The following is a 19,091-nucleotide window of genomic DNA, read 5'->3' on the forward strand; positions in this document are numbered from 1 at the left end:
TGAACGGGCGATACCGAACATGAAGCGTGAACCGATACTCGATTGCGACGTGCTGGTGCTGGGTTCCGGCGCGGGCGGGCTCGCGGCTGCGGTGACGGCGGCCGCGCAGGGGCTGCGCGTGATCGTCGCGGAGAAGGAGGCCGTGTTCGGCGGCACGACCGCGTGGTCGGGGGGCTGGATGTGGATTCCGCGCAATCCGCTCGCGACGCGCGCGGGGATTCGCGAGGACGTCGATGCGCCGCGCACCTATCTGAAGAACGAACTGGGCGCGCAGTTCGATGCCAGGAAGGTCGATGCGCTGCTCGAGCGCGGCCCCGAGATGGTCGCGTTCTTCGAGCGGCACACGGCGGTGCGCTTCGTCGACGGCAACCGCATTCCCGATTTCCACACGACGCCGGGCGCGGGCACTGGCGGGCGCTCGATCTGCGCGATGCCGTACGACGGCCGCGAGCTGGGCTCGCTGATCGACAAGCTGCGCGAGCCGTTGTCGGTCACGACGATCAAGGGGATGGCGATCGCGTCCGGGCAGGATCTCGCGCATTTCTATCGCGCGACGCGCTCGCCGAAATCGGCGCTGCACGCGAGCCGCCGGCTGGCCGCGTTCGCCTGGCACAAGCTGCGCTACGGGCGCTCGATGTATCTCGTCAACGGCAATGCGCTCGTCGCGCGACTGCTGAAATCGGCGGCCGATCGCGGCGTCGACCTGCGCACGCACGCGAAAGCGATCGGCCTGATGCGCGACGCCGAACGCGTAACCGGCGCGCGAGTCGAGGTCGACGGCGTCGTGCACGAGGTGCGCGCGGCGCGCGGCGTCGTGCTCGCATGTGGCGGCTTTCCGCACGATCCGGCGCGGCGCGCGCAGACCTTCGCGTATACGCCGTCCGGGCGCGAGCATTGGTCGGCGGCGCCGCTCTGCAATAGCGGCGACGGGATCCGGCTCGGCGAATCGATCGGCGCGCATTTCGATCACGCGCTCGACGCGCCGGCCGCGTGGGCGCCCGTGTCGCTGGTGCCGCAATCCGCCGCCGCCGCCGTCGCGTTTCCGCACCTGATCGAGCGTGCGAAGCCGGGCGTGATCGCGGTGACGCGGGCAGGCAGGCGCTTCGTGAACGAGGCGTCGTCGTATCACGACTTCATCTCGGCGCTGCTGGATACGACGCCCGCCGGCGACGAAGTCTGCGCGTGGCTGATTTGCGACCATCGCTTCCAGCGTCGCTACGGGCTCGGCTTCTCGAAGCCGTTTCCGTTTCCGACCGGCCCGTACCGGCGCTCCGGCTACCTGAAGCGCGGTGCGACGCTCGATGCGCTCGCGCGCGCGTGCGGGATCGATGCGCATGCGCTCGCTGACACGGTCTGCGCATACAACCAGTATGCAAAGCAGGGCTCCGATCCTGCGTTTCACAAGGGCTCGACGCCGTACAACCGCGTGCAGGGCGATGCCGGCCATCAGCCGAACCCGTGTCTCGCGCCGATCGAAGCGGGGCCGTTCTATGCGGTGAAGCTGTTGCCGGGCAGCCTCGGCACGTTCGCGGGCCTCGCGACCGACCGAGACGCGCGCGTGCTCGATCGCGCCGGCGCGCCGATTGCCGGCCTCTACGCGGTCGGCAACGATGCGGCCAGCATGATGGGAGGCTGCTATCCGAGCGGCGGCATTACGCTCGGGCCCGCGATGACCTTCGGTTATCTCGCCGCGCTTTCTCTTGCCGACGCTGCGCCGGATGCCGCGCATGCGCCGACATCGATTCATCCTCGAGGAAAATGCAATGACACTGTATGACGTAGTGACGCTCACGGTGAAGATCGGCGCGAACGCGCAGGTCTTCGAAGGAATCAAGGCCAGCGGCGATCCGCAGGGCGGCAGGCTGCTCGGCTGCTGGTACTCGGACATCGGCACGCTCGGCCAGGCGCTGGTGTTGCGCGGCTATGCATCGGAAGCCGCGCTCGTCGCCGAACGCAAGCGGATGCTGCTCGAAGGCAACCCGTTCGGCTGCGGCGAATATATCGTCGACGTGAAGACGGCCAGCTACGCGCTGTTCCCGTTCCTGCCGCCGATCGAGCCGGCCGTGTACGGCGGTATCTACGAGATGCGCGTGTACGGCACGAAGCTCGGCAGCCTGCAGCATACGATCGACGTGTGGGAGCAGGCGGTGCCGGAGCGCACGAAGCGCTCGCCGCTGGTTGGCGCAATGTATGCGCTCGACGGCGACGTGCCGCGCTTTCTGAACATCTGGCCGTATGCGGGCGTGGATGAGCGTTCGCGCATTCGCGCGGAAGCGGTCAAGGACGGCATCTGGCCGCCGAAGGGCGGCCCTGCGCATCTGACGACGATGGAATCGACGATCTGCGTGCCCGCGCCGTTCTCGCCGCTGCGCTGAACGTGACGCGATGACGATCAAGGAGACGACATGACCCAGCCTCAATCCCGCGCGCTGTCGCTGTCGGCGCTGACCGTGCTCGAACTGAACCCGCCGCAGATGGTGCAATGCGCGGTCGACGCGGGCTACGACTACGTCGGCCTGCGCCTGCTGCCGGCCACCGACACCGAGATCCGCCACGCGATCGTCGGCGACACGCCGCTCCGGCGCGAAACGCTGGCGATCCTGCGCGACACGGGCATGCGCGTGCTCGACGTCGAGATCGCGCGCCTGAAGCCCGACACCGACGTGACGGACTATCTGCCGATGCTCGAAACGGCCGCCGAACTTGGCGCGCGCTACGTGCTCGTCGCGGGCAACGACCCTGATGAAGCGCGTACCGTCGACCGGCTCGGCCGGCTATGCGATCTCGCCGCGCCGCTCGGGTTGTCGCCGTCGCTGGAGCCGATGCCGTGGACCGACGTGAAGGATCTCGACGCAGGCGCGCGCATCGTCGACGCTTGCGGCCGTCACAACACCGGGCTGATCATCGATCCGATCCACTTCGACCGCGCAGGCTCGTCGCTCGACGCGCTATGCGCGTTGCCGCGCGACTACTTCGGCTACGTGCAGTTCTGCGACGCGCCGGCCGAGCGTCCGACCGATGTCGACACATTGCTGTTCCAGGCGCGCTGCGCGCGGCTGGTGCCGGGTGACGGCGGCCTCGACCTTGCGGGCATCCTGCGCGCGCTGCCCGCGCACCTGCCGGTGAGCGTCGAGGTGCCGAACGAGCAGTGGGCGAAGACGACGCCCGCGGTGGCGCGCGCGCGGCGCCTGCGCGAAGCGTCGCTCGCGGTGATCGACGCGGCGGCCGTGCCGGCCTGAGCGCGCGGCGGTCGCGATGGCGACATGACGGGCCCGGGTTTCGCGTCCGATATGACACCGGCGTGAGACTCGGGCATTCAGCACGACAACAAGAACAACACTTTGGAGACATACTGATGACTTCCTCGCAAATGGCCCGACGGCCGGGACGTAATACTCAGGATCACGAAGCTGATCGGAAAAAGCCGATCGATGTCCAGCATTTCCTCGACGCGCAGCCGGTCGGCCGCTTCCATTGGCTCGTGCTGCTGCTCTGCATGCTGATCGTAATGCTCGACGGGCTCGATACGGTGATGATCGGCTTTATCGCGCCGTCGATCTCGAGTGCGTGGGCGATCCCGCGCGACGCGCTCGGCCCGGTGATGAGCGGCGGCCTGCTCGGTCTCGCGTTCGGCGCGCTCGGCGCCGGCCCGATGTCCGACCGCTTCGGCCGCAAGACCGTGATGGTCAGCGCGGTGCTGTTCTTCGGGATATGGAGCGTGGCGTCGGCGTTTGCGACCGGTATCGCATCGCTGACGGTGCTGCGCTTCCTGACCGGCATCGGCCTCGGCGCATCGATGCCGAACGCGGCCACGCTGATGGCCGAATACGCGCCGCCGCGCCGCCGTGCGCTGATGGTGACGGCCGTATTCTGTGGCTTCACGTTCGGCGCGGCGGGCGGTGGTTTCGTGAGCGCATGGCTGATCGAGACGTGGGGTTGGCATTCGGTGCTGTTGCTCGGCGGCGTGCTGCCGGTCGCCTACGTGCCGGTGCTCGTGAAGTGGCTGCCCGAGTCCGCGCGCTACCTCGCGCTGAAGGAGAGCCGGCGCGTGCGCCTCGTCGGCGTGCTGAACTGCGTGCAGCCCGGCATCGCCGACGAGCGCACGCGCTTCGTGTCACACGAACCGGCGCGCGACGCGCGCAGCCCCGTGCGCGCGATCCTGTCGCGCGAGCACGCGTTCGGCACGGTGATGCTGTGGATCTGCTATTTCGCGGGCCTGCTCACCGTCTACCTGCTCGGCAACTGGCTGCCGACGCTGATTCGGGGCCTCGGTTTTTCGCTGGGCGAGGCGGCGGTCGTCGGCGCGCTGTTCCAGGCGGGCGGCACGGTGGGCTCGGTGCTGATCGGCTGGCAGATGGACCGCTTCAATCCGCATCGCGCGCTCGGCGCGACCGTGCTCGCGGGCGGCGCGCTCGCGTGGTACATGGGCGCATCGGCCCATCCGTTCGGCGTGATCTGCGTGCTGGCGCTCGGCATCGGCTATTGCATGAACGGCTCGAATACCGGCTTTTGCGCGCTCGCGGCCGGCTCCTATCCGACCGAGATGCGTGCGACCGGCACGAGCTGGATGCTTGGCGTCGGCCGCTTCGGCGGCATTGCGGGCGCGATGCTGGGCGCGGCGATGCTTCATGCGAACTGGAGCTTCGGGCAGGTTTTCGCGGCGCTCGCGGTGCCGGCGGCGGTGGGCGGCGCGGCGGTGCTCGTCAAGGGCGCGCGTCATCGCGGAACGTTCGTGCCGGTGAGCGTGAGCGCCGGACACTGAAAGTGCGCGGTGCGGCAGGCCGCGTGCGGGATCGCGGCAACGCGGATTCGAGCGCCGGCGCACCGCGTGAATCTGCTTGAGTTCCAGTGTGGAATTGTGTTCTCATTTGCCATCACGATAAGGATGAGAAGGCGCCATGGCAGGAAATCTCGAGCGCGCGCTCGCAGTGCTGGAATTGCTGGCAAAGAACGGCGGCCGCATGCCGCTGGCCACCATTGCCGATACGCTCAACATTCCGCGCAGCGGCACGCACCGGCTGCTGTCGATGCTGATCGACGAAGGATTCGTGCGGCAGGACCAGGAGCACGGCGAGTACATGCTCGCGCTGAAGCTGGTGTCGCTCGCGCTGATCTACCTGTCGACGAGCGGGATGTTCGACATTTCGCAGCCGGTGCTCGACCGGCTGGCCGAGGCGTCCGGCGAGCTGGCGCGGCTCGGTGTGGTCGAGGACGACCACATCACGTTCGTTGGCAAGGCGCAGGGCGCGAAATCGGGGCTGCGCTACGACCCGGACATGGGCAGCCAGCCGCCGCTGCATTGCACCGCGAGCGGCCAGGCGTGGCTCTCGACGCTGCCCGACGAGCGCGCGATCGAGCTGGTGTCGAAGCAGGGCGGGCTCAGCGCGAAGGCACAGAACGTACCGCGCGCGCCGAAGACGATCCAGCAGTTCCTGAAGGACCTGAACGGCGCACGCGAACGCGGCTACGGGATGGCGATCGAGACGTACGAGGTCGGCATGACGTCGATTGCGGCGCCGGTACGCAATCCGGTGACGAGCGAGGTGGTCGGGATCGTGAGCCTTGCTGGCCCGACGAGCCGCCTGCCGGAGTCGCGGCTCAAGGAACTGGCGCCGTTGCTGCTCGAGGCGGCGTCCGACATGAGCGCGGCCACGCTGGGTTCGCCGTGGTTCAAGCGGGTGGGCGCGGCCGGCGTGCCGGCGGAAGCGGCGCCGCCCGCCGCATCGAAAACGACGACGCGCGTGCGGCCTCCGAAGCGCTAACTGTGTAGCGTCAAGAGGTTGTTTCTCGACGCGAGAAATCCGGGTCGCAGGCCAGTACCGGATCGGGCTGCGCTGACCGGCATCCTGTGCGTGCTGAAGATCGGTATCCGCTGGCGAGATTTGCCAGCGGAGACGGGATGCGGTTCCGGCGTCAGTTGCTGGCGCAGGCTACGCGATTGGCAGCAAGCCGGCTTATGGGATCGATTGCACGCAGCGCCCGTCTGCAAGATCATGAGCAGCGGCGTCCTGGTCTTCGGCCCAATCGACCACCAGATGGAGCGTCGCGCCGACGCCAGCATCGTCAAAGTGAGTAGCTGGACGACTCAACTCTGGTCGCCTTTCGAAAGCGCGTGGAAACTGATCCATCAGCATTCGACGTGGCGTGCGGAACAGACCATTTGCGTTTGAAGTGGCCAACTGATGAGGTGAGCCGCGATTATGTGGCGCGGTCATCGAGTGTGCGGCTGGGAATCAGCGGGCGCGCGAGTGGCCTGCAGTGGTTCCCGGGCACGCTCGCGGTCTGGCGGGTCGTCAGCGGCGATAGGGCGTCGAAGCGCCCCGGCCGTTTCTCGTGCCAGGCCGAAATCGCCTCGGCGAGATCCTGGGTGTCGAAGATGGCGCTTTGCAGCAAGGCCATGTGTCGCAGGGATTCGGACGACGTATGGTCGCGCGCGAAGTTGATCGCAGTCTTGCAACCGGCAACGGCAAGCGGTGACTTCGATGCGAGGGGGCGGTGAGCCGCGGCGATGCGATGCAGCTGGTCGGCTTCGTGGCGTTCTCGCAGGGGCAGCGCGCGGCGCGGACCGGTCGCAATCCGACGACTGGCGCGGAGATCACCATCGCCGCGGCGACCATCGAACGATAAGCTGTCGCGGCGACCGCAGACTTCATGTCAAGCGCTTCGGTAGACCGAGTGATGTGGAGCGGGACGTCGAGGCGCGACTCGCGCCTGCGCTGACCGCGTACGAGCGTTGATCTTTCGCTATCGATGTAGTTGCAGTTTCCCGTCGACTCGCCGGTTGATCGAGAGGGGGTTTGCAATTTTGAACCTGGATCATGATCGGAATGTCGATTGCATTCGACACGGCGGTGAAGAACTCGTAAATGCCGCGTTCGCCCACGCGGATGGTTGCGCCGTGATAGGGAGGCATGATCATGACCATCGCCGCGCCTGCATCCTGCGCACGGCGACTCCGTTGCGCGCAGACCTGCAAACTGAAATGTGTGGTCGTGACGATCATAGGAACGCGTCCGGCGACGTGATCGAGCACGACGCCGGTGAGCATGCTGCGCTCATCATCGGATAGGGCGAATTGCTCGGAGAAATTCGCGAGTATGCACAGACCGTCGGCGCCGGCATCAATCATGAAATCGATGCAGCGCTTCTGGCCAGCGAGATCGAGACGTCCGTCATCGTCGAAAATGGTCGGCACGACGGGGAAAACCCCGCGATAGCGGGGGCGGTAGATTGGCTGGCTCATGACCGGGTCATCGCGCTTGATTACCACCTGTGCCGCATGCCGATCACGGCAGAGACCTGCGTTTTCGTGGTTGACGGCGACAGTGAATAGATCTGTGCGTATTTCGCGTCGCCCGCCGCTCTCTGATAAATCCCGACGGCGAAGAGGTCCGTACGCTTGCTGATGAAGTAATCGAGTCCGGCGTTCACCTGATGCCATTTCGGCTTGTTGTCTTGCGGATGATAGGCCCCCGTCGTGAAGATATATGCGGCACCGACCATGAGGTCCGGGCGCAGGTAATCGGTCAGTGACAGCTCGACGTTTTGCACCAACAACCGGGACGTGTCGAGATACTGGAACTGGACGTTTGTATATAGCAGCGACACGTTCGCGTGGCCGATTCCATAGGAGCCGCCCGCACCGTACATCCGTTGCTTGCTCACACCAGACCCTGTCGCGGGATTGGTGACGAATGGCGACGTGAAGCCGTAATCGTTATATACCGCGCCATTGGTATTGGCAGGGTCGTTGGGCATATTGACCTGGAGATACGCCGCGCCAAGCCTCAGCGGGCCGTTCGTGTACTGTACGGCTGCACTGTAGGCGTTGTTGTCAGAGAAGCCTCCCGCCTTGTTCGAGAATCCATACAGACCTTCGAACTGAAGCCCTCGGTAATTGATGCTCTTGTATTGGACCGCGGAAATTTTCAAGCTAGTTGTCGCCTCAACGAATAAATTTCAGGCGGCCTTTCTCTCCTGGCTACGGCGTTGCGGGGCGACGCCTTGGTTGTCGACGCGATCCGGGTTTAGGTGCACAGCATCTACGCGCTGCCAGTTGCGTGTACGGCCTTTCCACCGGAGCGGATTGCGCTGCCTTGCAGTCTCGTAGAGCGCCGTGCGTCGATCCAGAATGTCCTGATCGAGGTTGGCATGACGCTGCGCCGGCGTCACGAACCGGATCGCACTGTGACGATGTTCATGGTTGTACCAGCGCACCAGTGCGCCCACCCAGGTGCGCGCGGCGAACAGGGTATCGAACGCCTTGAGCGGATAAGCAGGCCGGTACTTCAGGGTCTTGAACAGCGACTCGGAATACGGGTTGTCGTTGCTCACGCCCGGGCGACTCAACGACGGCATGACACCCAGCGCCTGGAGGGTGGCGAGCATCGTCGCGCCTTTCATCGGGCCGCCGTTATCCGAATGCAGAATCACCTGATCCGGCCGTATCGCTTCGCGTGCGCAAAGGTCCCGGAGGACTTCGCTGGCCAGCGCGCTGCTTTCCTCCGCATAGACCTGCCAGCCGACGATCTTGCGACTGAATACATCCAGAAACAGGTACAGATAAAAATACTGTCCACGGATCGTCGTCGGCAGGTACGTGATGTCCCAGGAATACAACTGGTTCGGCGCGTCGGCGCAAACCGAACGGGGTTTGCTGCGTGCGTGGGCCGGCCGTTCGCTGCGCCGGTGGGCGAGTTGTTTCTCGGCCTTCAGTACCCGGTAGAACGTCGATTCGGAGGCGATATAGCGTTGCTGGTCTGCCAGTCGCGGCACGATCTGGCTTGGCGGCAGATGACCGAATTCGGGCGAGTTCGCGACCGCCAGCAGCTCGGCGCGTTCGTCGGCAGAAAGCTTGTGGCGCGGCTCATGGTGCCGTAACGAGCGCCTGTCCACCGCGTCAGGTTCGCCGCGTTGCCAGCGTTGAACGGTCCGGGCACTGAGCCCCAGAATGTTGCACGCGCGTGCCTGGCGAGCCCCGGCCAGGGTCGCCTCGTTGATCAGGCTGATCAAGGCCTTGCGCTCTTCAGGGGCCGTCATTCGGCCTCGCCCTCGAACAGCGCGCGGTAGTTTTTTTGCAGCACCAGTAGCGCCGCAGCTTCAGCCAGCGCCTTCTCCTTGCGTTTCAACTCGCGCTGCAGCTGGACATTGGCCTGCTTCAGATCCCGCACCTCCTGGGCGCTCTCGCGCCGGCTACCACCGATTCCACCAGCGGCGCAGAAGTCCGCTCGCCACTGCGCGAGATGATGCGCAAACAGGCCGCGCTCCCGACACCAGCCGTTCAATGCTTCGTCGACCAGCCCGTGGCTCTCCTGCAAGGCCATCAGCCGTTCTTCCAGCGACCAGTCTTCCGGACGTCTTGCGTCTCCGGAGCCCGAGCTCCGGTTCGCGGCGGCGGCGCCTCTCATCCATTTCCTTAATGTCAGTACGTTCACGTTCAATTCATCGGCCACTGCTCCAACCGTGCGGCTCCCGCGCTGCAGGACCTTCGACAGCGCCTGCTCCTTGAACTCAACAGAATACGTTTGTTTCGCCTTCAACCTGCACCTCTGACTCTTCTTGATAAGAAAGTTCAGAGGCGACAACTACTATGACGCCGGGGGGACCGCGTTGTTGATACGAAAGGAGTCGAACACGTTGTCGCTATCACCGATATGCGAGCCATATGCTGCAAACTGACATGCCGATTCGAAGATGCAAAGCGTCACGGCTTCATCGTATTGGCGCCCCAACGTCACTGTGCCGTAGGTATTCGACGAAAGTCCGACGAAGGCTTGCCGACCGAATTCACGACCGCCCTGCGAAAGCGTTCCGGTGCCGATGCTGTAACCATTTTCCAGAGTAAAAATGGCCGATAGCCCGCCGCCAAGATCTTCAGTGCCTCGCATCCCCCAGCGAGGCGTTTGCATGGGCCCGCTCGCGAATTGCCACGTCGAGTGGCCTTGGTGGTCGGCGCCTTTCTGGCTGTTCGCGTAGACGATACCGCTCGAGATCAACCCGTAGAGGGTCACGCTGGATTGGGCAGATGCGGTTTGGCATGCGAGGGCGGCCGCTGCAAGAACGAAGAGACGTCGGTTCATGGTTCCCTTGAATATTTGTTTTGCAAAGTGAATGTCTGATTCGAAGCTATGTACGTAGGAATGCGAAACGATTGCCATGTAAAACAAAACTTCGTTGCTTTCTTCCGACTTCGGATGTTTTCCCGCAGCGACTGCACATCGACCCTGACCGCACAAAAGACAATGCCGCCAGTCGATTTGTGAGCGGTGTGCAACGAGCGTTTGGTCGCGCAGTTCCGAATTGCGCCGGGCTCTTCTTTGGTCAACCCCGTCGGCGAACTGATTCTTGCGGAACAAAATTCGCGTCGCCTAGCACCGATTTTGGCCACCAGTGAGCTAATTTTTCGAGCGAACTCCCGCTATCGGTGCGCGAATCGCGCACAGGGATATGCATGACGCACCATCCATGTGCAGACCTGGTGAGCGAATTGTGGCATCACGCAGCGTCAAAATTGATGCTTGCGGGGACACTTTCGGCTGCTGAGAATGCATTCGGCCGGCAACACTTGAACTGAGCCGGACCGGCGCCCTGAACCCCCAGACGGATCACTGGAGATGGAGATGACAACAATCGATAATGTCGAACGCCGACGGTTACTGCGAATGACGCTGGCGGCGGGCGGCATGGCTGCGGCAGGTTCGTTGCTTTCAGTGCGCGCCTTCGCAGGCACCAAGGTCACAGTCAACATGCAGCTCGGATGGATCCCGGGCGGTAACCAGGTTGCCGAGATCGCGGCGAAGAGGCTCGGCTTTTACGAGCAGGAAGGCATCGATTTTCACATTCAGCCAGGTGGCCCTAATATCGATGGCGTCGCCATCGTCGCCTCCGGGCGCTTCGAGGCCGGCGAGATCTCGTCGAGCCCGTCGATCATGCTCGCAGTCTCCGAAGGCCTGCCGATCAAGTGCATCGCCGCCGGGCTCCAGCAGCATCCGTATACGTTCTTTTCGCTCAAGAAAAAACCGATCCGCACGCCGCATGACATGATCGGCAAGCGCATCGGCATTCAGTCGACCGGTATGGTGTTGCTCAAGGCGCTCCTTGCCAAAAATAAGATTCCGGAGTCCCAGGTCGACATCGTGCCGATCGGCGCCGACATGATGCCGCTTCTGAGCGGGCAGGTCGATGCGGTGACGGGCTGGCAAACCAACACGACGGCGCTGAAGCAGCTCGGCGCGGATCGCGTCGAGCTGCGCTTGTGGGACGCCGGCGTGCGCCTCTACGCGCTGCCGTACTACACCACGAGCACGACGCTCAAGGATCACCCCGACATCGTCACTCGCTTCCTGAGGGCAACGGCCCGTGGTTGGCTCTATGCCAACGCGCATCGCGACGAAGCGGTTGACCTGCTCGTCAAGGAATATCCGAACCTGAACCGCGCCGACGAGCGCGTCGCCATCGATGCGCTGATGGGCTATGCGTTCAACCAGTCCACGCAAGCCCAGGGCTGGGGGACGATGGACGCGAAAGTTTGGGAGGAGCAGATCTCGACGTACGGGCAGCTCGGGCAATTCCGCGCGCGCCAGCCAAAGGTCGAGGACGTCATGACGATGGACGTTCTCAACGCTACCCGGACCTCTCGCCTTCTGGTGTAACCCATGCACACTGCCACTCTCCATTCGACACGGACGGAGCAACCCGGCTCGTCCCTGGCGAAACCGCTGGCCGGCACTCGGTCGATCAGCTGTCGCGACATCAATGTGCGTTTCTTCACGGATCGGCGCAGCGTCACGGCGATCGAGGGCTTGAGTCTCGATGTCGCCGCAGGCGAATTCCTCACGCTGCTGGGCCCCTCGGGCTGTGGAAAGTCGACGTTGCTGCGGGTCGTCGCGGACCTCATCAAGCCCAGCCGCGGCGAGATCCGTGTGCTCGGCGCGGCGCCGCAAGTCGCACGCGAACGCCGCGACATCGGCTTCGTGTTCCAGGACGCCGCACTGCTGCCTTGGCGCACCGCCATCCAGAACGTGGAGTTGCCACTCGAAATCGGCGGTGGCAAGGCTCGAGCCGGTCGCGCAACACCGCGCGAGCTTCTCGAGCTCGTGGGCCTGAAGGGGCGCGAGGATGCATACCCGCATGAGATGTCCGGCGGGATGCGCCAGCGCGTCGCGATCGCGCGCGCCCTGGTCAGCGATCCAAAGGTGCTGCTGATGGACGAGCCTTTCGGCGCGCTCGACGAAATTACGCGCGACCGCCTCAACGAGGAACTGCGCAGGGTCTGGAAGGAGTTGAACCTGACCACGCTGTTCGTCACGCATAGCATCTATGAAGCCGCTTTCCTCGGCCAGCGCGTGCTGATGCTGGCCGCCAATCCCGGCCGCGTGAAGGAGATCGTGCCGGTAACGCTGCCAGAAGACCGGACCCTCGACATTCGGGAGACCCGGGAGTTCGTCGAACTTGCCGCGCATTTGCGCCGTGTACTGGAGACTTGCTGATGGCGACGTCCGAGATCCAACTGAATTTGACATCCCAGGCCGCGGATTCCGAGGCACAGGCCTTCCTGGCGCGACGCCGCCGGCAATGGTGGCGGTCCCGCAGTCTGCCGGCGCTCGGCGTAGCGGGGCTCCTGTTCGTGTGGTGGGCCGTGGTCGCTGGCTTTCACGTGAAGCCGTTCATCGCACCATCGCCATTGCTCGTGGTGCAGACGCTGTTCAGCAAGAGCGACCTGCTTTTGCAGAACATGTTGCCGACCGCCATCGAAGCGGCGGGAGGCTTCGTGCTCGGCAATGCTGTCGCGATCCTGCTTGCGACACTTTTTGTACACAACAAGACTATGCGGGAGATTTGCTATCCCGTGGCCGTGATGATCAACTCGATTCCGGTCGTCGCGAAGGCGCCGATTCTCGTCCTGATCATGGGCAATGGCCTCGAGCCGAAGATCACGATTGCCGCGATCGTCTGCTTTTTCCCGACGCTGGTGAACATGGTTCGCGGCCTCGAAGCGGTCAATCCGCAGGCAATGGAACTCATGCAGATCCTGTCGGCGAGCAAGCGAGAAATCTTCTTCAAGCTTCGCCTGTATGCGTCGCTGCCGTATTTGTTCTCCGCTCTGCGCATCGCCGCGTCAATGTCGGTGATCGGCGCGGTAGTCGGCGAATGGATCGGCGCAACGCAAGGCATCGGCGCGATGATCATCCAGGCCACCTACAGCTTCGATTCGGCACTGTTGTATACAGCGATCATCATGAGCGCCGTCCTGTCGGGCCTGTTCTTTCTCGTGATTGCGGCGTTCGAACGCTGGCTCGTCAAATGGCAGCCTGAAAACGCACATTGAGTCCGATCGAAACAACCCAAATTTGCAAGGAGACGAAATGAACGCAGTCAGTGACTGGTTGCAAGAGCCCGCGCGCGACGTGCGCGTAGTGGCAAAGGCAAACGTTGTGGTGGTCGGTGGCGGGCCGGCAGGCCTGTCGGCGGCGATCGGCGCGGCGCGCAATGGTGCACATGTGATTCTGCTCGAGCGATACAACCACCTCGGCGGCCTTGCTTCGGGCGGCATGGTGCTCGTGCTCGACGACATGTGGGACAACCACCTGCAGGAAATTTCGGTACGCGGCACCTGCATCACGTTCATCGAGCGCATGGCAGCGCGCAAGCTCGCGGTGTTCCCGCGCTCGCACGAATGGGGCGAAGATCCCGCTGTCTATCGGCAGTGGGGCCGTTGGGGTACCTTCGACTTTCACACGCAGAAGACGCCGCATCCCGTCTGCTTCGCGGCGGCGTTCGATCCCGATGCGATGAAGCGCGTGGCGCTCGAGATGGTCGAAGAGCTTGGCATCGAGCTGCGACTGCACTCGTGGTTTTCACGCACGCTGGTCGAGGACGGGAAGGTTAAGGGCGTGATCTGCGATACGAAGAGCGGCCGTGAAGCGATTCTCGCGGACATCGTGATCGATACGACCGGTGACCTCGATGTCGCGGCGTCGGCAGGCGTGCCGCATGTCGGTGGCAGCTACATCACGACAACGGTGTTTCGTCTCGGCGGCGTGGATACCGATGCGGCCGAGCGTTTCGAGGCTGAAGAACCGGAAGCATTCGCGTTGCTCGATCGCCAGATCAAGCGCATTCTCGGCGGATCGTGGGGCTACTGGTGGCTCAAGACGCCGCTACCCGGTGTCGTCTGGTGCAACTGCCCGCACATGCCCGGCCTCGACGGCCTCAAGCCGGAGGAGCTCACGCGTGCGGAAGTGCAGGGGCGCAAACACATTCACGCAGTCGTCGATTTCGTGCGCGAGAAGCTGCCGGGCTTCGAGAACTGCTTTGTGATCGACGTCGCTCCGCAAACGGGCGTGCGCCAGACCCGTCTGCTGGAAGGCGAATACGTGATGACCAAGGAGGACCTCGCGCAGCGCACGCGCTTCGAGGACAGCGTCGCGCGCGGGCGCGACTACTACATGCCATATCGCGTGCTGCTGCCAAAGCAGGTCGACAACCTGCTCGTCGCCGGGCGCCACTATTCGGCGACGTCCCAAGCGCAGAAGATGTCGCGTGAAATTCCGCCGTGCATGGCGATGGGTGAAGCGGCTGGTGTCGCGGCCGCCCTCGCGTTGGGTGCGGGCGTTTCGGTGCGGGATGTCGATGTGCGCACGTTGCAGAAGAAGTTGCGCGAACAAGGTGCGGACCCGGGCGACCAACCGGGGCGCAATGCCGACATTCCGGCGCTGGCCGTTCCTATCGAAGCACGGGAGGCCGCATGACAAGCGCGCACGACACGGTCGAACTGCACGACATGCCCCTTGCGGGCGTGCGCGTGATCGACCTCACGCAGGTCATGATGGGTCCGGTCTGCACGCAGACGCTCGCCGACTACGGCGCGGACGTGATCAAGGTCGAGCGCAAGGGGGCGGGCGATCTGAGTCGCTCGACGTTCGAGCCGGTCGCCGGCGCCGACAACCCGATCTTCTGCAGTCTGAACCGCAACAAGCGCAGCGTGGCGCTCGACTTGCGCGACGGGCAGCAGATGGCAGCCTTGAAGGCGCTGATTGCGGATGCGGACGTCGTGGTCAGCAACTTCCGCGCGGGCGTGATGGACCGCATGGGCCTTGGCTACGAAGCGTGCCTCAAGATCAATCCACGCATTGTCTACGCAATCGGGACAGGTTTCGGCGAAACCGGGCCGTATGCGCACAAAGGTGGACAGGACGTGCTCGCTCAGGCGATGAGCGGCGTGATGGCTCGCCGCGCTGACGAGTCGGTGCCGATCTCGGTTTATCCGACTGCGTTGGCGGACTATTCGGCTGGGATGCACCTCGTGCAGGGCATCCTGCTTGCGTTGCTGCATCGGGAGCGAACTGGCGAGGGGCAAAAGGTCAATGTGTCGCTGTACAACTCCATGCTTGCGATGCAGATGCAAGAAGCAGCGATGATCATGATGCAGGACTCGGAGGTGAACTGGGCCGCAATGCCGCTTTCCGGGGTATTCGATACGCAGGACGGCCCGCTCGTGCTGGTTGGGGCGTTCAAGCAGAACCCGTTGCGCGACATCTGCGCCGCGCTGCAAATCGAGGATCTGTCGCTGGATCCGCGCTTTGCCACCCTGACCGAGCAGTTCCGTCACAAAGCCGAATTGCACCGCATCTTCCGTGAGCGCTTTGCAACCAACACGCGCGATTTCTGGCTCGCCCGGCTCGAAGAGCAGGATCTCTTGTGCGCGCCCGTACGGGACCTGCGCGAGGCGCTCGTCGATCCGCAAACGCTGCATAACAAGCTGATCATCGAAGGCGAGGGCGAAGGCCAGCCGGTGCGCTTCATCGGCAGTCCGATCCAGCTGTCGCGCGCACCGGTCAGCTTGCGGCGCGCGCCGCCGCGGCTTGGACAACATACCGAGGAAGTGCTCCGCACACTCACGAACGGCATTTCCACGGAGGCACTGTGACTGTACGACTTTCAATCGATCAGCACGTTGCACGTGTGACGCTCGCGCGTCCCGAGGCGCTCAACGCGGTCGATCTCGAGACCGAAAGCGAACTCCAGCGCATCTGGACGGAGCTCGAGCGCAACCGCGATGTGCGCGTCGTCGTCCTGACCGGCGAGGGCGAGCGGGCGTTCTGCGTCGGCGCCGACCTGAAGAATCCTTCTGTGAGCGGCCTCGAATACTGGGCTGCGCCGCGGCCCGGCGGCTTCGGCGGCATTGCGCTGCGCGAGACGCTCAACGTGCCTGTGATCGCGCGGGTCAATGGCTACGCGCTTGGCGGCGGTTTCGAAATGGTACTGGGTTGCGATCTCGTGGTCGCGTGCGAAGAAGCGAGCTTTGGCCTGCCCGAGGCGCTTGTCGGGCGCATGCCGCTCGACGGCGGGATGACGCTGCTGCAACGGCAGATCCCGTATCGTCAGGCAATGGCGATGTTGCTGACCGGCCGCCGTGTGTCCGCACGAGAGGGCCGCGAGATGGGCCTCGTCAACGAGGTCGTGCCGCGCGCAGAACTGGACGCGGCCGTCGATCGCTGGGTTGAGGCGGTGCTCGCATGCGCGCCGCTGTCGGTTCAGGCGATCAAGCAGGTCGTGAAATGCACGTCCACGCTCTCTCCGGCCGAAGCACAGGCGCTGCGGCTGCCTGCGCTCGTCGAGGCGCTGCAATCTGAGGATGCAAACGAGGGTGTGCGCGCGTTCCAGGAGAAGCGCAAACCCCGCTGGAGCGGACTCTGATGGCCTATGTGATCACATCGCCGTGTATCGACGTGAAGGACGGAGCGTGCGTGAAATGCTGTCCTGTCGACTGCATCTATGAAGGCGGGCGCACGCTCTATATCCATCCTGACGAATGCGTCAATTGCGGGATATGCGTGTCGGTATGCCCGACCGAGGCGATTTTTCACGAGGAGGAGCTCCCGGCGACCGAGGCGCCCTTTGCCTTAGCGAACCGCGAGTTCTTCGATGCGAGCGTGAGTGGGCTCGGCCTGCCTGGCGGCGCATGTGACGTTGGCAAAACGGCGTGTGATCATCCACTGGTCGCCGCATGGCCGGCTATCACATCCTAAGAGACCAAGATGCATGCGAATGTCCTGAAGTATTTCGTCGAGGTGGCTCGGTGCAGTTCGATCCGCAAGGCCGCGCAGAATCTCTACGTGGCGTCGAGCGCTGTCAACCGGCAGATCCTGAAGCTGGAAGCCGAGATGGGCACCGAGCTATTCGACCGGCTGCCGAACGGCATTCGCCTGAACGCAGCCGGCGAGCGCGTGTTGCTGCATATCCGCGCAACGCTGAACGATTTCCACCTGATGCGCAGCGAACTTGACGATCTGAAGGGCGAGCGTAAGGGACACGTCTCTGTTGTTGCGATGGATTCGCTCTTCGTTGATTTGCTGCCTGCCACGGTCGAGGAATTCTCCGACGTTTATCCCGCGGTGACCTACTCGATTGCCGCAGTTCCGCCACACGACGTGCCGGCACGACTCCTCAGCGGCGAGAACGACATCGGCATTTCTTATATCACGAAGCTGCCCGCAGGCCTCGACGTCGCGGCTGAAGTGTCGCTGCCGCCGGGCGTGGTGATGGCTGCGTCGCATCCGTTCGCAAAGCGAGAGCGGATCAGTTTCGAGGACTGCCGCTCGCACGCGTTCCTGCGGCTGGAGGGGCGGTCGCCGATCCAGGGCGTCGTGACGACCGACTTCGCCGAGTTCTGGGAATCGCTGCAACCCAGCGTCACCTGCAACTCGACGACGCTGCTAAAGCGGCTGATCGCGGCCGGGCGCGGCATTTCTTTCTTTTCCAAACTGGCTTTCCTTGATGAGCTCGCGCGCGGCGAGGTGGTATGGCGACCGCTCGACGACGACAACGTCAACGCGCTTACGGTTGGCGTGATTGTGCCGAATCAACGTGCGTTGCCGCACGTCACGGTCGAGTTCCTCGACCGCGTCGTGCGGCGTCTGAGGCATGTCGAGTTGTCGCTTCAGGAAGCCTGACCGATCACGGGGCATATATGCAGGATCTGAAGAACAAGGTTGTGTTAATTACTGGCGCGAGTTCGGGCATTGGGGCCGCGGTCGCGCGCGCGTTTGGCGCACGTGGTGCGCGCGTTGCCGTGCACTACCGAGGCGGCATCGCTGAAGCGAACGCGGTCGTGGCTCAGGTGAAAGAGTGCGGTGGCGACGCGTTCGCCGTGCAGGCCGATGTGACGCAATCGGCGCAGGTGGACGGCATGGTTGACGAGGTGCGCGAACGCTACGGACGCATCGACGTGCTGGTCAACAATGCAGGCGGGTTCGTTCGGCGTGCGCCGATCGTGGAAGCCGACGACGATTACATCGACGAGGTGTTTAAACTCAATGCCCGTTCGGTCGTTGCAGTCAGTCGGCGAGTGATTCCACTGATGGCGCGCGACGGTGGCGGAAACATCATCAACGTGACGACGCAGGCCGCGCGTACCGGCGGTGGCCCGGGCGCGGGCCTCTATGCTGCGTGCAAGGGGTTTGTCTCTACAATCACGCGGACGATGGCGAAGGAACTTGTGAATGACAGGATTCGCGTCAATGCCATCGCGCCGGGGGTAATCGAGACGCCATTTCATGACGGTCATTCGAGCCCAGAGATACTCGCGCGTTTCGCGGCGGCCATTCCGATGGGACGTCTCGGCACGGCCGATGAGTGCACGGGGGCATTCCTCTTTCTTGCAAGCGACGAAGCGAGCAGTTACGTCACTGGGCAGATCATCGAAGTGAACGGTGGGCAAGTGATGCCTTGATTTCACTATAGTGTTGGCAGGTTCCGTTAGAGCGGATCGCTTGAAGCTGGCACGCTGCTTTGCGCGTCCGTTGTCGCTGCAATTGGTGTCAAACCATGCGGATGCATGGCTTTTCGAATGACGGCCGTCGGTATCGACACGGTATCGGCGGCGACGAGTTATCTATCGATGCAGTCCCGCAAAAATTCGACGGGCCTCCCGTAATCGACACATTGCCGAACTGATGAATCAAATTCGTTGAAAGCCGAAACGCACTGCATTGGTCTGATGTCCGTCAAACAGACGATAGGCGGCCCGCATACCACGCGCGCAGCGCCGCGAGCGCGTCGGCATAGGGAAACCCGGGGGGGCGTAGAGG

At 63.7% G+C, this 19,091-nt stretch carries 18 protein-coding genes and 3 pseudogenes; 16 read left to right on the top strand and 5 right to left on the bottom strand.

The genetic code is table 11. The features are described from left to right. The first annotated feature begins 19 nt into the window (after nucleotides 1–19). From DID96_RS23485 to DID96_RS23510, 6 genes and pseudogenes are all read left to right on the top strand, one after another. Nucleotides 20–1,777 (top strand): FAD-dependent oxidoreductase, encoded by a 1,758-nt coding sequence (locus DID96_RS23485; protein WP_124601659.1) that lies wholly within the window; start codon nucleotides 20–22, stop codon nucleotides 1,775–1,777. Next, nucleotides 1,764–2,375, top strand: coding sequence for an NIPSNAP family protein (locus DID96_RS23490; protein ID WP_124601660.1), 612 nt, complete (start codon nucleotides 1,764–1,766; stop codon nucleotides 2,373–2,375). The genes DID96_RS23485 and DID96_RS23490 overlap by 14 nt, the downstream gene beginning before the upstream one ends. Nucleotides 2,376–2,405: 30 nt before the next feature. Continuing rightward, nucleotides 2,406–3,239, top strand: a complete 834-nt coding sequence (locus DID96_RS23495) for a sugar phosphate isomerase/epimerase (protein WP_124601661.1) — start codon at nucleotides 2,406–2,408, stop codon at nucleotides 3,237–3,239. 131 nt (nucleotides 3,240–3,370) lie between these two features. Then, nucleotides 3,371–4,762 carry an MFS transporter gene (locus DID96_RS23500; RefSeq protein WP_124601708.1) on the top strand — a complete coding sequence of 464 codons (1,392 nt, stop codon included), beginning with the start codon at nucleotides 3,371–3,373 and terminating at the stop codon, nucleotides 4,760–4,762. Nucleotides 4,763–4,898: 136 nt separating this feature from the next. Then, on the top strand, nucleotides 4,899–5,762 hold the full coding sequence (locus tag DID96_RS23505) for an IclR family transcriptional regulator (RefSeq protein WP_124601662.1): 864 nt from the start codon (nucleotides 4,899–4,901) through the stop codon (nucleotides 5,760–5,762). 33 nt (nucleotides 5,763–5,795) lie between these two features. Next, a pseudogene (locus DID96_RS23510) lies at nucleotides 5,796–6,017 on the top strand (transposase); the annotation flags it as partial. Nucleotides 6,018–6,198: 181 nt separating this feature from the next. On the opposite strand, the gene DID96_RS38405 reads toward DID96_RS23510, so the two are convergent. Next, the gene (locus DID96_RS38405; protein WP_185732338.1) at nucleotides 6,199–6,399 is read right to left on the bottom strand and encodes a hypothetical protein; all 201 of its coding nucleotides are present in this window, start codon (nucleotides 6,397–6,399) and stop codon (nucleotides 6,199–6,201) included. Between the two features lie 93 nt (nucleotides 6,400–6,492). Between DID96_RS38405 and DID96_RS23520 the strand changes: the two are divergent. After that, nucleotides 6,493–6,627, top strand: a pseudogene (locus DID96_RS23520) (HU family DNA-binding protein); the annotation flags it as partial. A 184-nt stretch (nucleotides 6,628–6,811) separates the two neighbouring features. Here DID96_RS23520 and DID96_RS23525 read toward each other — a convergent pair. From DID96_RS23525 to DID96_RS39575, 4 genes and pseudogenes are all read right to left on the bottom strand, one after another. Continuing rightward, nucleotides 6,812–7,243, bottom strand: a pseudogene (locus DID96_RS23525) (dihydrodipicolinate synthase family protein); the annotation flags it as partial. A gap of 20 nt (nucleotides 7,244–7,263) precedes the next feature. Continuing rightward, the gene (locus tag DID96_RS23530; protein ID WP_124601664.1) at nucleotides 7,264–7,932 is read right to left on the bottom strand and encodes a porin; all 669 of its coding nucleotides are present in this window, start codon (nucleotides 7,930–7,932) and stop codon (nucleotides 7,264–7,266) included. 27 nt (nucleotides 7,933–7,959) lie between these two features. After that, nucleotides 7,960–9,539, bottom strand: a protein-coding gene (locus tag DID96_RS23535; RefSeq protein ID WP_409333804.1) for an IS3 family transposase whose coding sequence is annotated in 2 segments (ribosomal slippage) — nucleotides 7,960–9,056 and nucleotides 9,056–9,539 — 1,581 coding nt in all. Because the reading frame shifts where the segments join, the coding sequence is not laid out codon by codon here. A gap of 48 nt (nucleotides 9,540–9,587) precedes the next feature. Then, entirely contained in the window at nucleotides 9,588–10,355 is a 768-nt protein-coding gene (locus DID96_RS39575; RefSeq protein WP_409333805.1) for a porin, read from the bottom strand. A gap of 264 nt (nucleotides 10,356–10,619) precedes the next feature. Between DID96_RS39575 and DID96_RS23545 the strand changes: the two genes are divergently transcribed. The 9 genes from DID96_RS23545 to DID96_RS23585 are packed head-to-tail and all read left to right on the top strand — an operon-like array spanning nucleotide 10,620 to nucleotide 18,733. Beyond that, a complete protein-coding gene (locus DID96_RS23545) occupies nucleotides 10,620–11,651 on the top strand; it encodes an ABC transporter substrate-binding protein (protein WP_124601665.1) in 1,032 nt (343 codons plus the stop codon). A 3-nt stretch (nucleotides 11,652–11,654) separates the two neighbouring features. After that, nucleotides 11,655–12,488 carry an ABC transporter ATP-binding protein gene (locus DID96_RS23550; RefSeq protein WP_260463989.1) on the top strand — a complete coding sequence of 278 codons (834 nt, stop codon included), beginning with the start codon at nucleotides 11,655–11,657 and terminating at the stop codon, nucleotides 12,486–12,488. Further along, the gene (locus tag DID96_RS23555; RefSeq protein WP_124601666.1) at nucleotides 12,488–13,327 is read left to right on the top strand and encodes an ABC transporter permease; all 840 of its coding nucleotides are present in this window, start codon (nucleotides 12,488–12,490) and stop codon (nucleotides 13,325–13,327) included. The genes DID96_RS23550 and DID96_RS23555 overlap by 1 nt, the downstream gene beginning before the upstream one ends. A 37-nt stretch (nucleotides 13,328–13,364) precedes the next feature. Next, nucleotides 13,365–14,750 carry an FAD-dependent oxidoreductase gene (locus tag DID96_RS23560; protein WP_124601667.1) on the top strand — a complete coding sequence of 462 codons (1,386 nt, stop codon included), beginning with the start codon at nucleotides 13,365–13,367 and terminating at the stop codon, nucleotides 14,748–14,750. After that, the gene (locus DID96_RS23565) at nucleotides 14,747–15,928 is read left to right on the top strand and encodes a CaiB/BaiF CoA-transferase family protein (RefSeq protein ID WP_124601668.1); all 1,182 of its coding nucleotides are present in this window, start codon (nucleotides 14,747–14,749) and stop codon (nucleotides 15,926–15,928) included. The genes DID96_RS23560 and DID96_RS23565 overlap by 4 nt, the downstream gene beginning before the upstream one ends. After that, complete coding sequence (locus DID96_RS23570) at nucleotides 15,925–16,698, top strand: enoyl-CoA hydratase-related protein (RefSeq protein ID WP_124601669.1); 774 nt, start codon at nucleotides 15,925–15,927, stop codon at nucleotides 16,696–16,698. Before DID96_RS23565 ends, DID96_RS23570 begins: the two co-directional genes overlap by 4 nt. After that, entirely contained in the window at nucleotides 16,698–17,030 is a 333-nt protein-coding gene (gene fdxA, locus DID96_RS23575; RefSeq protein WP_124601670.1) for a ferredoxin, read from the top strand. Before DID96_RS23570 ends, fdxA begins: the two co-directional genes overlap by 1 nt. 9 nt (nucleotides 17,031–17,039) lie before the next feature. Next, the gene (locus DID96_RS23580) at nucleotides 17,040–17,954 is read left to right on the top strand and encodes a LysR family transcriptional regulator (protein WP_124601671.1); all 915 of its coding nucleotides are present in this window, start codon (nucleotides 17,040–17,042) and stop codon (nucleotides 17,952–17,954) included. A gap of 17 nt (nucleotides 17,955–17,971) precedes the next feature. After that, the gene (locus DID96_RS23585; RefSeq protein ID WP_124601672.1) at nucleotides 17,972–18,733 is read left to right on the top strand and encodes an SDR family NAD(P)-dependent oxidoreductase; all 762 of its coding nucleotides are present in this window, start codon (nucleotides 17,972–17,974) and stop codon (nucleotides 18,731–18,733) included. Nucleotides 18,734–19,091: the final 358 nt, after the last annotated feature.

It is taken from the genome of Burkholderia sp. Bp8963, from assembly GCF_003854275.1.
Taxonomy (GTDB): Bacteria; Pseudomonadota; Gammaproteobacteria; order Burkholderiales; family Burkholderiaceae; genus Burkholderia.